The sequence below is a fragment of the Kaistia hirudinis genome (assembly GCF_014196455.1).
Lineage (GTDB): Bacteria > Pseudomonadota > Alphaproteobacteria > Rhizobiales > Kaistiaceae > Kaistia > Kaistia hirudinis.
In genome coordinates this window covers 807944-819382 of the sequence record NZ_JACIDS010000004.1, presented here as the reverse complement: position 1 = coordinate 819382, position 11439 = coordinate 807944, and the positions used below count along the sequence as shown (strand labels likewise).

At 67.7% G+C, this 11439-nt stretch carries 13 protein-coding genes; 6 read left to right on the top strand and 7 right to left on the bottom strand.

Going from position 1 to position 11439, the window contains the following annotated elements; genetic code table 11:
- The first annotated feature begins 295 nt into the window (after positions 1 to 295).
- The 4 genes from dapD (at position 296) to GGR25_RS18550 (ending at position 4000) form a co-directional block, all read left to right on the top strand.
- A complete protein-coding gene (gene dapD, locus GGR25_RS18565; RefSeq protein ID WP_183400295.1) occupies positions 296 to 1144 on the top strand; it encodes a 2,3,4,5-tetrahydropyridine-2,6-dicarboxylate N-succinyltransferase in 849 nt (282 codons plus the stop codon).
- A 100-nt stretch (positions 1145 to 1244) separates the two neighbouring features.
- The gene (locus tag GGR25_RS18560) at positions 1245 to 2192 is read left to right on the top strand and encodes a carbohydrate kinase family protein (RefSeq protein WP_183400294.1); all 948 of its coding nucleotides are present in this window, start codon (positions 1245 to 1247) and stop codon (positions 2190 to 2192) included.
- Between the two features lie 53 nt (positions 2193 to 2245).
- Positions 2246 to 3415, top strand: a complete 1170-nt coding sequence (gene dapE / locus GGR25_RS18555) for a succinyl-diaminopimelate desuccinylase (protein WP_183400293.1) — start codon at positions 2246 to 2248, stop codon at positions 3413 to 3415.
- Positions 3416 to 3421: 6 nt separating this feature from the next.
- Positions 3422 to 4000 carry a hypothetical protein gene (locus tag GGR25_RS18550; RefSeq protein ID WP_183400292.1) on the top strand — a complete coding sequence of 193 codons (579 nt, stop codon included), beginning with the start codon at positions 3422 to 3424 and terminating at the stop codon, positions 3998 to 4000.
- On the opposite strand, the gene truA is transcribed toward GGR25_RS18550, so the two are convergent.
- From truA to def, 3 genes are read right to left on the bottom strand one after another with little or no spacing between them, the layout of a single operon-like run.
- On the bottom strand, positions 3953 to 4738 hold the full coding sequence (gene truA, locus GGR25_RS18545) for a tRNA pseudouridine(38-40) synthase TruA (RefSeq protein ID WP_183400291.1): 786 nt from the start codon (positions 4736 to 4738) through the stop codon (positions 3953 to 3955). The genes GGR25_RS18550 and truA overlap by 48 nt on opposite strands.
- Positions 4739 to 4746: 8 nt before the next feature.
- Entirely contained in the window at positions 4747 to 5679 is a 933-nt protein-coding gene (fmt, locus tag GGR25_RS18540; protein ID WP_183400290.1) for a methionyl-tRNA formyltransferase, read from the bottom strand.
- Positions 5680 to 5693: 14 nt separating this feature from the next.
- Complete coding sequence (gene def, locus GGR25_RS18535) at positions 5694 to 6245, bottom strand: peptide deformylase (protein WP_183400289.1); 552 nt, start codon at positions 6243 to 6245, stop codon at positions 5694 to 5696.
- A 155-nt stretch (positions 6246 to 6400) separates the two neighbouring features.
- Between def and GGR25_RS18530 the strand changes: the two genes are divergently transcribed.
- On the top strand, positions 6401 to 7573 hold the full coding sequence (locus tag GGR25_RS18530; RefSeq protein WP_183400288.1) for a DNA recombination protein RmuC: 1173 nt from the start codon (positions 6401 to 6403) through the stop codon (positions 7571 to 7573).
- 13 nt (positions 7574 to 7586) lie between these two features.
- On the top strand, positions 7587 to 7985 hold the full coding sequence (locus GGR25_RS18525; RefSeq protein WP_183400287.1) for a hypothetical protein: 399 nt from the start codon (positions 7587 to 7589) through the stop codon (positions 7983 to 7985).
- On the opposite strand, the gene GGR25_RS18520 is transcribed toward GGR25_RS18525, so the two are convergent.
- The 4 genes from GGR25_RS18520 to GGR25_RS18505 are packed head-to-tail and all read right to left on the bottom strand — an operon-like array spanning position 7979 to position 11361.
- A complete protein-coding gene (locus tag GGR25_RS18520; RefSeq protein WP_183400286.1) occupies positions 7979 to 8590 on the bottom strand; it encodes a DUF924 family protein in 612 nt (203 codons plus the stop codon). The genes GGR25_RS18525 and GGR25_RS18520 overlap by 7 nt on opposite strands.
- A 10-nt stretch (positions 8591 to 8600) precedes the next feature.
- The gene (gene recR / locus GGR25_RS18515; RefSeq protein WP_183400285.1) at positions 8601 to 9206 is read right to left on the bottom strand and encodes a recombination mediator RecR; all 606 of its coding nucleotides are present in this window, start codon (positions 9204 to 9206) and stop codon (positions 8601 to 8603) included.
- 19 nt (positions 9207 to 9225) lie between these two features.
- Entirely contained in the window at positions 9226 to 9549 is a 324-nt protein-coding gene (locus tag GGR25_RS18510) for a YbaB/EbfC family nucleoid-associated protein (protein ID WP_183400284.1), read from the bottom strand.
- Between the two features lie 30 nt (positions 9550 to 9579).
- Positions 9580 to 11361 (bottom strand): DNA polymerase III subunit gamma/tau, encoded by a 1782-nt coding sequence (locus GGR25_RS18505; protein ID WP_246409921.1) that lies wholly within the window; start codon positions 11359 to 11361, stop codon positions 9580 to 9582.
- Positions 11362 to 11439: the final 78 nt, after the last annotated feature.

The following is an 11439-nucleotide window of genomic DNA, read 5'->3' as shown; positions in this document are numbered from 1 at the left end:
GCGGCCAGCTGGGTGTTCCACGAGACCGCCACATGGTGGGCCGCAGGCGTCGCGGGCTCCATCGTCGGCGCCGTCTGGAACTACCTCCTCAGCGCTTCCCTCGTGTGGAAGAACAAGGCCTGAGGGCTGGAGCTGCGCCAGGCTGGGCCGGCGCAGTGCCAGCGCCAAGCGCCCTTGGCGTGCCATGCGATCCTGCCGCGCGCGGCAGGCGCCGAGACTTCCGTTGACTTGGCCGCGTCCGCCGATATCGTCCGCCGTCCAAGACACTGACAAGAAACGCACTGGAACCCGACCGATGTCGCACGATCACACCGCCCTGCAAGCAACCATCGAGGCCGCCTTCGAGGCGCGCGCCGAGATCGGTACGGACACGAAGGGCGAGGTGCGCGAGGCCGTCGAATTCGCGCTCGAGCTTCTCGACAAGGGCAAGGCGCGCGTCGCGGAGAAGGTCGATGGCAACTGGGTCGTGCATCAGTGGCTGAAGAAGGCGGTGCTGCTGTCCTTCCGCCTGAACCCGATGGGCGCCATCTCCGGCGGCCCCGGCGGCTCGACCTGGTGGGACAAGGTTCCCTCGAAGTTCGACGGATGGGGCGCGGCGGAGTTCGGCGCCGCCGCCTTCCGTGCGGTTCCCGGCGCCATCGTCCGCCGCTCGGCCTATATCGCGCCGAACGTCGTGCTGATGCCCTCCTTCGTCAATCTCGGCGCCAATGTCGGCGAAGGCACCATGGTCGATACCTGGGCGACCGTCGGCTCCTGCGCGCAGATCGGCAAGAACGTGCACCTCTCCGGCGGCGTCGGCATTGGCGGCGTGCTGGAGCCGCTGCAGGCCGGCCCGACCATCATCGAGGACAATTGCTTCATCGGCGCCCGCTCCGAGGTCGTCGAGGGCGTGGTGGTCGGCGAAGGCTCGGTGCTGTCGATGGGCGTGTTCATCTCGTCCTCGACCAAGATCGTCGACCGCGAGAGCGGCGAGATCCATATCGGCCGTGTGCCGCCCTATTCGGTCGTCGTCTCGGGTTCGCTGCCGGGCAAGCCGCTGGCGAATGGCGCTCCCGGCCCCTCGCTCTATTGCGCGGTGATCGTGAAGCGCGTCGACGAGAAGACCCGCTCCAAGACCTCGGTCAACGAGTTGCTGCGCGACTAGGGATCGCAGGCACAGGACCGTCCCGGCGGATCATCCTTTCCTCTGGTGTTTTGGCGCGAAGCGGTTTCCACTCGCGCCAAGGCACAGAGGGGGGAAGCCAATGGTGCACGATGTCTCGGTCATCGGTCTCTACATTCTCGACATTCTCGGCCGTCCGGTCGATCACATCCCGCCGGGCGGCAATGTCGAGTTCATCGACGAGATCCGCCTGACGGTGGCGGGAACCGCCGGCGGAACGGTGGTGGATCTCGCGAAGCTCGGGCTGAACTGCCTGGCGGTCGGTGCGGTCGGCGATGACGAGAAGGCGGATTTCGTGCTCGCGACGCTGGACCGCTTCGGCATCGACCGCAGCGAGATGCAGCGTCTCAAGGGCGTGCCGACCTCGGCGACCATCCTGAACATCCGCAAGAACGGCGAGCGGCCGGCGCTGCATGTGCGCGGCGCGTCAGGACATTTCCTCATTCCCGGAGAATCGCTCGATCGCGTTCTGGCCCCGCCGATCATCCATCTCGGCGGTTCCGGCCTGCTCGACCGCCTCGACGGCGAACCGAGCCGCGCGCTGCTGGCAGAGGCGAAGCGGCGCGGCCGGACTGTGACCTTCGATCTGATTGGCGTCAGCGAGAAGACCCTTCCGGTCATCCAGCCGCTGTTTCCCTTCATCGACTATTTCATGCCGTCGGTGGAGGAAGCCATGGTGCTGTCCGGGCAGACCAATGCCGAGGATGCCGGCCGCTTCTTCCTCGATCGCGGCATCACCCATTGCGTGTTCACGCTCGGCGGCGACGGCGTCTGCTTCATCGACGCCGATGGCAGCATCCTGCGGCAGCCGGCCTTCGCGGTGGATGTCGTCGACACGACCGGCTGCGGCGACGCGTTCAATGCCGGCTTCATCGCCGGCCTGCACCATGGCATGGACCGCGAGACGACGCTCCGCTTCGCGCAGGCCTCGGCGGCGCTCGTCGCAACCGGCCTCGGCTCGGACGCCGGCATCATCTCCTTCGAGGCGACGCGCGAATTCATGAACACCGCTCCCACGCGAAGCGCCTGAGCGCGCCAGCGGGAGACCCTTGATTGCCGGCTGCCGGCATGGCAACGAGAGCCATGCCTTCTCGCGACATCCAAGCCGCCGATCCCGTCCGCATCCTGCAGGATCTCATCCGCTGTCCCTCGGTCACTCCGGCCGAGGGTGGCGCGCTGGCCTATCTCGAAAGCGTGCTCGCTCCCGCCGGCTTCGCGGTCGAGCGGCCCGTCTTCAGCGAGGCCGGCACGCCCGATGTCGAGAACCTGTTCGCGACCATCGGATCGGGTGCGCCGCATTTCGTCTTCGCCGGCCATACCGACGTGGTGCCGCCGGGCGACGCCACGCTCTGGTCGCATCCCGCCTTCGGCGGCGACATCGAGAACGGCCTTCTCTACGGGCGCGGCGCGGTCGACATGAAGGGCGGCATCGCCGCCTTCGTCGCGGCGGCGCTCGATTTCGCCAATGGCGGCCTGCGGGCGGGAACGATCTCGCTGCTGATCACCGGCGACGAGGAGGGGCCGTCGCTCAACGGTACGGTCAAGCTCCTCGACTGGGCCGCGAAGCGCGGACATCGCTTCGACGCGGCGATCGTCGGCGAGCCGACCAACCCGAACCGGCTCGGCGAGGCGATCAAGGTCGGCCGCCGCGGCTCGCTCTCGGGCACGATCACCGTCCATGGTCGCCAGGGCCACGTCGCCTATCCGCATCTGGCCGTCAATCCGGTGCCGCAACTCGTCCGCCTAGTCCGCCGTCTCACCGCCGAGGCGCTCGACCAGGGCAGCGAGCATTTCGACGCCTCGAACCTCGAATTCGTCGGCATCCATGTCGACAATCACGCCTGGAACGTCATTCCAGCCGAGGCGAGGGCCCGCTTCAACGTCCGCTTCAACGACCAATGGACCCGCGACACGCTCTCTGCCTGGATCGAGGCGCGGCTCGACGAGGCCGCCGGCAACGAGATCGCCTATGAGCTCGATTTCGAGCCCGGCTGGAGCGCATCCTTCCTGACCCGCTCGGACGCGCTGATCGGCACGCTTTCCGCGGCGATCGAGGCGGAGACGGGCGTGCAGCCCGCGCTTTCGACCAGCGGCGGCACCTCTGACGCCCGGTTCATCAAGGATTACTGCCCGGTCGTCGAATTCGGACTGGTCGGGCAGACCATGCACCAGGCCGACGAGCGCGTGGCGGTCGAAGATCTCGTCAAGCTGAAGGCCATCTATCGGCGCTTCCTTGACGGCTATTTCGCCTGAGGTCCGATGCTCGACGCCCGCACCACTGCCGCCATCGCGGGCGCCGTCGAGCTCTTCCTCGGTCGTCGCGACGGGCTGCGCCGCTTCGATCTCAGCGTCGACGGCTTCTGGCACTCATTTTCGGCCGCGCTTTACGGCGTGCCGTTCTTTCTCTGCCTGATGGCCGGCGACTGGGCCGTCTTGTCGGCAATGGCGGAACCGCCGACCCTCTCGGCGGTCATCCTGTCGCGCATCGCCGATTTCACCCTCGACTTTCTGTTCCTGCCGATCGTCCTCGCCTTGCTGGCAAAACGTCTCGGCATCACGCGCAGCTACACCGGCTTCGTGATCGCCCGGAACTGGTCGACGCTGGTGATGCTCGCGCCGCAGGCGGTGATTTCGCTGCTGCTCGGCTTCCGCTGGCTCGACCAGGATCTGGCCTCGCTGCTGTCGCTCGTGGTCGCCGGCGTGATGCTGGCCTATGAATACCGCATCGCGCGCTGGACGCTGGGCTGGGACGGCGCGGCAGCCGCCGGCCTCGTCGCGGCCGACGTCGTCTCAGGCCTCGTCCTCGTCAGCCTCGTCAACGGCCTGTTCGGCACGTGAGCCATAGTCGACGCGCATGAGATAGAGGCCGCCGGGCGGCGCCACCGGGCCGCAGGCCTTGCGGTCGCGGGCTTCGAGCACCTCGGCAACGGCCGAAACCGGCCACTTCCGCTCGCCGACCTTCTTCAGCGTCCCGACCATGGAGCGGACCTGGTTGTGCAGGAACGAGCGCGCGGAGACCGAGAACAGCACCTCGTCGCCCGAGCGCGTGATATCCAGCCTGTCCAGCGTCTTCAGCGGGCTCTTGGCCTGACAGTCGGCCGAGCGGAAGGTCGTGAAATCATGCTTGCCGAGCAGCGCATTGGCCGCCTCCTGCATCGCGTCGATATCGAGACGCTTGCGCACGTCCCAGACGCGGCTGATGTCGATCGCCGCCGGCGCACGCCGGTCGAGCACGCGGTAGAGATAGTGCCGGGCCGTCGCCGAACGGCGTGCGTCGAAGCTATCGGCAACCTCCGCCGCCTCGAGGATCGCGATCGGCGCGGGACGAAGCTGGGCGTTCATCGCATCGCGAATGCGCTCGCCGCGCCAAGGGCCGGCGAGGTCGAAATGCGCGACCTGGCCGAGCGCGTGGACGCCCGTGTCGGTCCGCCCCGCGCCGCGCGTCGGCACATCCTCGCCGGAGAAGCGGAAGATCGCCTCCTCGATCGTCTGCTGGACCGAGGGCGCATTCGCCTGACGCTGCCAGCCCGAATAGGGCGTGCCATCATATTCGATCAGGATGCGGTAGCGCGGCATCGCGGCCGCTAGGCGATCGCGGCGCCGGCGGAGACGCCTGCACCGCGCTGGAAATCGGCCGCGCTCATCGGCTTGCCGCCGGCGCGCTGCAATTCGATCAGCCGGACCGCCCCCTCGCCGCAGGCGATCGTCAATGCGCCGTCGAGCACGGTGCCGGGCGCGCCTGCGCCTTCAACCAGAGCGGAGCGAAGGATCTTCACACGCTCCGCCTTGCCGGCGAGCGTCATCTCGCACCAGGCGCCGGGAAAGGGCGACAGGCCGCGAATATGGTTATGCACATCGCGCGCGGGCCGGCTCCAGTCGATCCGCGTCTCACCCTTGTCGATCTTCGCGGCATAGGTGACACCCGCCTCCGCCTGCGGAACCGCGGCGAGGCCACCACGCGACAGCGCCGCGAGCGCGCGCACCATGAGGTCGGCGCCGAGGCGCGCAAGTCGGTCATGCAGATCGGCGGTGGTCCACTCGTCGCGGATCGCGATCCGCTCGGCCATCGCGACGGGACCGGTATCGAGGCCGGCCTCCATGCGCATCACCATAACGCCCGTCTCGGCATCGCCGGCCATGATCGCGCGGTGGATCGGCGCGGCGCCGCGCCAGCGCGGCAGGAGCGAGGCGTGGAGATTGAGGCAGCCCTCGCGCGGCGCGTCGAGCACCGCCTGCGGCAGGATCAGCCCATAGGCGACGACGACCGCGACATCGGCGTCGAGCGAAGCAAATTCCACCTGCTCGGCCTCGCCCTTGAGCGATTTGGGCGTGAAGACCGGAATGCCGAACCGCTCGGCGACCAGATGCACCGGAGACTTCTTCTCCTCGAGCCCGCGGCCGGCGGGCTTGGGTGCGCGCGTATAGACTGCGACCACCTCGTGCCCCTGCCCGATGATCTCGGTCAGCGTCGGCACGGCGAAATCCGGCGTGCCCATGAAGACGATTCGAAGGCTCATGGGCTCGGCTTGTCTCACATTTCTTCGCGCTGGTGCGGCTTGAATTCCGGCTTCACGCCGCTCTTGGCGGCCTTGACGAACTTGCGGACCACCATGTCGCGCTTCAGCCGCGACAGGTAGTCGATGAAGAGCTTGCCGTCGAGGTGATCGACCTCGTGCTGGATGCAGGTGGCGAGCAGGCCTTCGGCCTCAAGCTCGTTCAGCTTGCCGTCACGATCGAGATAGCGAACCCGCACCGAGGCCGGGCGCTCCACCTCGGCATAATAGTCGGGGATCGAAAGGCAGCCTTCCTCATAGATCGAGCGATCGTCCGAGGACGACAGGATCTCGGGATTGATGAGAAAGAGCGGCTTGCGCGCCTCGTCGTCGCGGCCCGACACGTCGATCGTCACGACCCGCCGTGGCTCGCCGACCTGGATGGCGGCGAGGCCGATGCCCGGCGCCTCGTACATGGTCTCCAGCATGTCATCCAGAAACCGCCGCAGATCGTCGTCGACGCGCTCCACGGGGGCGCTCACCAGACGGAGCTTGGGGTCGGGAAGAGTGATGATATCGAGCTTGGCCATGGAACCCTTGACGCCGAAAACCGCAACGCTGGCGGCCTGAAATAGGCGTTCCGCAAAGGTGGGTCAATCGCGCAATGCCGCGGTTCTCTGGGGATGGCGGCACGAATGTTCATGTTTTGATCCCATTTGCCGCCGGAATCGGCTATGGCTCTCCCATGCAGGACGTTCTGATCGACATTTCCGGCCGCCCCATCACTGTCGCCGAAGCGCTGCTGGCGGCGGCGGCGATCGCCATGCTGCTGCTTCTCATGATCCTCATCCTGGTCTGGCGCGGCCATGCGCGGCGCGTCGCCGCGGATGCCGAGCTGCACATGCAGGGCGCAGAGTTCCAGCATCGCGTCGCGGAGCTCGTCCGCGTCCAGTTCGAGATGACCGGCCGCATGCAGACCATGGCTGAAGTGTTTGGCTCGCGGCAGTCCGAGCTGGTGCGCGGCCTCTCCGAACGGCTCGACGGCCTCGGCCACCGCATCGGCCAGTCCATGAACGAGACGACGCGCAACACGCATGAGGGGCTCAGCCGCCTGCATGAACGCCTCGCCGTCATCGACAGCGCGCAGAAGAACATCACCGAGCTGTCGTCGCAGGTCGTCGGCCTGCAGCAGATCCTGGCCAACAAGCAGACCCGCGGCGCCTTCGGCCAGGCGCGCATGGAGGCCATCGTGCAGGACGGGCTGCCGGCGGGCGGCTATGCCTTCCAGGCGACGCTCTCCAACGGCAACCGGCCGGACTGCGTGATCGCCTTTCCGAACGGCGCGCCGGGCCTCGTCGTCGACGCGAAGTTCCCGCTCGAGGCCTGGAATGCGATCCGCGCCGCCGAGGGTCCGGAGATGACGCGCGCCGCCGAAGCGCAGTTCCGTCGCGACATCACCAAGCATCTGAAGGACATCGCCGAGCGCTATCTCATCCCCGGCGAGACGCAGGACACGGCTTTCATGTTCGTGCCGTCCGAATCGATCTTCGCCGAGATCCATGAGCGCTTCGAGGACATCGTGCAGGGATCGCATCGCCTGCGCATCGTGATCGTCTCGCCCTCGCTGCTGATGCTCTCGGTCCAGGTGCTGCAATCAGTGCTGCGCGACGTGCGCATGCGCGAGCAGGCGCATGTGATCCAGGGCGAGGTGCTGAAGCTGATGGAGGACGTGGCGCGCGTGACCGAGCGTGTGCTGAAGCTCCAGACGCATTTCGGGCAGGCCTCGAAGGACATTGACGATATCCTGATCTCGACGCGCAAATTGAAGAACCGTGGGGCGCGGATCGAACAGCTCGAATTCGGCGAAGAGGGCACGCCGGTGCTCGATCGCCAGGGCGATTTGCTGGCAAGCGAATAGGAGGCAAGGCGCGATGCGGATCCTCGTTGCGGGAGCGGCCTATTTCCTGATCGTCTTCGTCGCCGGCATCGTGCTCGGCATGATCCGCGTCGGGGTTCTGGCGCCCAATCTCGGCGCTACGATCGCGGTGCTGATCGAGCTGCCGGTCATTCTCGTGATCAGCTGGTATGTCTGCGCGGCGATCCTCCGGCGGGTCCCGCTCGATTCGGGCCGCAATGAAGACGTGCTGGCCGGCGCGCTCGCCTTCGTGCTCCTGATCGGGGCCGAAGCTTTATTCGCCGTCGGCCTCGGCGGGCGCACGCTGCCCGAATTCTTCGCCCATTTGGTCGCCACGGACGGCCTGATCGGCCTGCTCGGCCAGATCCTCTTCGCCGCCTTCCCGGCGATCCAGACGCGCCGCTTCGTTCAGTAGCCGCGGCCGTTCTCCGCGAGGAACGCAACCTCCTCGGGTGTCGAGGCGCGGCCAAGATCCGCGTTGCGATGCGGGAAGCGGCCGAAGCGACGGATCAGGTCGCGGTGCTTCTGCGCATAGAGCAGGAAATTGCCGTAGATCTCGTGCTGCTCGGCGGGGGCTTCGGCGAGCAGCGCCTCATACAGCCGCACGCAAAGGTCCTGATCCGCGAGCGCCTCGCTGTGCTCGAAAGGCAGATAGAGGAAGACGCGCTCGATCAGGCAGTAGCGCGCCACGCCCCCGGCCACGAGTTCCCGCGCGATGGCCCGGGCGCGCGCGTCATAGGCGAAGGCGCGGGCATCGGCGCGGAAGAGGTTGCGCGGAAACTGATCGAGAAAGATGACGAGGCCGATCTGCGCCTCGCGCGGCAGGCTCGCGAGATCCCAGTCCTTCTGCGCCACCGCGTCGAGCGAACTGCCGAAGGCGCTGCGGATCGCCTCGTCCGTCGCATCCTTGCGCTCGAACCAGAGCTCCGCCTTGTCGGCCGGGTAGTCCTCGATGCTCGCGAGTTCGCCGCACCAGAAGCGATGCGCGGCGAGCAGGATATCGACAGTCGCCTCGGCCATCGCGCTCTCCTCAGAATGGCGTGCGCGCGCGAAGCGCGGCCGCGAGCGTGCCCTCGTCGAGATAGTCGAGTTCGCCGCCGACCGGAACGCCATGCGCGAGGCGCGAGACCTTGACCGGCGTCGCCGTCAGGCGATCGGTGATGACATGCGCGGTCGCCTGGCCATCGACGGTCGCATTGACGGCGAGGATGACCTCGGAGACCTCGCCGCTCGCGCAGCGCCGCACCAGCGCGTCGATGGTCAGATCATCCGGCCCGACGCCATCGAGCGGCGACAGCGTGCCGCCGAGCACGTGATAGCGCGCCTTCATCGCCCCGGCCCGCTCCAGCGCCCAGAGGTCGGAGACGTCCTCGACCACGATCAGCGTGCGCGCATCGCGCTCCGGATCGGAGCAGATGGCACAGGGATCGACGGTATCGATATTGCCGCAGACCGAGCAGACCTTGACCCGCTCGGCTGCGAGGCTCATCGCGCCGGCGAGCGGCACGAGGAGCTGGTCCTTCTTCTTGATGAGCGCGAGCGCCGCCCGCCGCGCCGAGCGCGGTCCGAGGCCGGGCAGCTTGGCGAGCAGCTGAATCAGCCGCTCGATCTCGGGACCGAGGACGGAACGGGCCATGGCGCGCGCGACGGCTCGCTCAGAACGGCAGCTTGAGGCCGGGCGGCAGGCCGAGGCCGCCGGTCAGCGCCTGCATCTTCTCGGCCATGGTGCGCTCCGCCTTGGCGCGGGCATCGGCATGGGCGGCGATGATCAGGTCTTCGAGGATCTCGCCCTCGTCGGCCTTCAGAAGCGACGGGTCGATCGCGATCGCCTTCAGATCGCCCTTGGCGGTCATGGTGACCTTGACGAGCCCCGCGCCGGACGCGCCCTCGACCTCGATCGTCGCGACCTCCGCCTGCATGTCCTGCATCTTGGACTGCAGTTCCTTGGCCTTCTTCATCATGCCCAGGAAGTCGGTCATGCGTGTGAGCTCCTTGATCGTTCCAAAGGTCTAGTCTTCGCCGTCATCCGGCGCTTCGTCGGGATTGTCGGTCGGTACCATGCCCGTGGTGGGGAGCACCATGTCGGCACCCTCCTCCGCCCGGATCTGGACGTCGACGATCTCGGCGCCGGGAAAGCGCGCCAGCACGGCGGCGACGAGCGGATCGGCGCGCGCATCGCTGCGCGCCTTCACCTTCAGCGCTTCCCGCGCCTCGGCAATCGTCGGCTGGCTGGCGCCGCGCCCGAGCACGACCGAGAACCGCGTGCCGGTCCACTCGCTGACCTTGCGCCCGATCTCGGCCGCGAGGCTGCGCGCGGCCCCGTCGACCGGCTCGAATTCGAGTAGCGTATCGTCGAAGCGGATGACGCGAACCTGCGTCTCCAGCGCGATCTTGAGCGGCACGTCGCGCTTCTGCCCGACATAGGCGACGAGATCCTCGAAGCGCTGGAAACGGATCGCCGGAACGGCCTTGGCGCTCGGCGCCGGCGGCGACGGCTGGGCCATCGGCACGGCTGACGGCTCGGCGGATGGCAGCGAACGGAGCGCGGCCGTACCGCGCGGCGCGGCGGGCGGGGGCGGCGCGGATGGCGGCCCCGAACCCGGCGGGGCGGAGATCGCGGCACCGGTTTTCAGCATGCGCAGCGCCTCGTCCGGCGTCGGCAGATCGGCGACATGGGCGATGCGGATCAGCACCATGTCGGCGGCGGCGAGCGGGCGCGACGAGGTCCCGACCTCCTCGATGCCCTTGAGCAGCATCTGCCAGGCCCGCGACAGCACCCGCAGCGAAATCGTCCCGGCGAGCGCCGCCGCGCGCTGGCGCTCCGATTCGGGCAGCGCCGCCTGGTCCGACGGCTCGCCGACAACTTTGAAGCGGGTAACCTGATGGGTGAAGGCGGCGAGATCCTGCAGTACGACGGACGGGTCAGCGCCGATGTCATATTGCCGCTTCAGGAGGTCGAGCGCTTCCGCGGTCCGTCCGGCCATCAGCGTCTCGAACAGGTCGATGACGCGCGCGCGGTCGGCGAGGCCGAGCATGGCGCGCACATCTTCCGCCTGGATGGCGCCGGCGCCATGGGCGATCGCCTGGTCGAGCAGCGAGAGCGAATCGCGGGCCGAGCCTTCGGCGGCGCGCGCGATCATGGCGAGCGCCTCGTCCTCGATCGTGACGTCTTCCTTGAGCGTGATCGACTTGAGCAACCCGATCAGCCGGTCGGCTTCGATCCGGCGGAGGTCGAATCGCTGGCAGCGCGACAGCACGGTGACGGGAACCTTGCGGATCTCGGTCGTCGCGAAGATGAACTTCACATGCTCCGGCGGCTCCTCAAGCGTCTTGAGCAGCCCGTTGAAGGCCGCCCCCGAGAGCATGTGCACCTCGTCGAGGATATAGACCTTGTAGCGCGCGGAGACGGGCTTGTAGCGCACCGCCTCGATGATCTCGCGGATATTGTCGATGCCGTTGTTGGAGGCGGCATCCATCTCGATCACGTCGACATGGCGGCCTTCCATGATCTCGGCGCAATGGACGCCGAGCACCGGCATGTCGATGGTCGGGCGGTCGATCGTGTCGGTCTTGTAGTTGAGGCCGCGCGCCAGGATCCGGGCCGTCGTCGTCTTGCCGACGCCGCGCACGCCGGTCAGCATATAGGCCTGCGCGATGCGGCCCGTCTCGAACGCGTTGGTGAGCGTGCGGACCATCGGCTCCTGGCCGACGAGATCGTCGAAGCTCTTCGGGCGGTATTTGCGCGCGAGCACGCGATAGGCGCCGCCAGCGCCAGCCGTCGTCCCGCTCATCTGATCGCCGCCGTCCATCGCCGGTCCGTCGCCCTGTTCGCAGATGGATATATCCGCGATCGGCCGCAAAGCGCGAGG

Bases quoted from the DNA above. Each gene is read 5' to 3' on its own strand.
- GGR25_RS18520 (WP_183400286.1), bottom strand. From the start codon at position 8,590: ATGGCCGAGGCGACTGTCGATATCCTGCTCGCCGCGCATCGCTTCTGG.
- GGR25_RS18550 (WP_183400292.1), top strand. From the start codon at position 3,422: ATGCTCGACGCCCGCACCACTGCCGCCATCGCGGGCGCCGTCGAGCTC.
- GGR25_RS18530 (WP_183400288.1), top strand. From the start codon at position 6,401: ATGCAGGACGTTCTGATCGACATTTCCGGCCGCCCCATCACTGTCGCC.
- recR (WP_183400285.1), bottom strand. From the start codon at position 9,206: ATGGCCCGTTCCGTCCTCGGTCCCGAGATCGAGCGGCTGATTCAGCTG.
- dapD (WP_183400295.1), top strand. From the start codon at position 296: ATGTCGCACGATCACACCGCCCTGCAAGCAACCATCGAGGCCGCCTTC.
- truA (WP_183400291.1), bottom strand. From the start codon at position 4,738: ATGCCGCGCTACCGCATCCTGATCGAATATGATGGCACGCCCTATTCG.
- GGR25_RS18560 (WP_183400294.1), top strand. From the start codon at position 1,245: ATGGTGCACGATGTCTCGGTCATCGGTCTCTACATTCTCGACATTCTC.
- GGR25_RS18510 (WP_183400284.1), bottom strand. From the start codon at position 9,549: ATGACCGACTTCCTGGGCATGATGAAGAAGGCCAAGGAACTGCAGTCC.
- dapE (WP_183400293.1), top strand. From the start codon at position 2,246: ATGCCTTCTCGCGACATCCAAGCCGCCGATCCCGTCCGCATCCTGCAG.
- GGR25_RS18525 (WP_183400287.1), top strand. From the start codon at position 7,587: ATGCGGATCCTCGTTGCGGGAGCGGCCTATTTCCTGATCGTCTTCGTC.
- def (WP_183400289.1), bottom strand. From the start codon at position 6,245: ATGGCCAAGCTCGATATCATCACTCTTCCCGACCCCAAGCTCCGTCTG.
- GGR25_RS18505 (WP_246409921.1), bottom strand. From the start codon at position 11,361: ATGAGCGGGACGACGGCTGGCGCTGGCGGCGCCTATCGCGTGCTCGCG.
- fmt (WP_183400290.1), bottom strand. From the start codon at position 5,679: ATGAGCCTTCGAATCGTCTTCATGGGCACGCCGGATTTCGCCGTGCCG.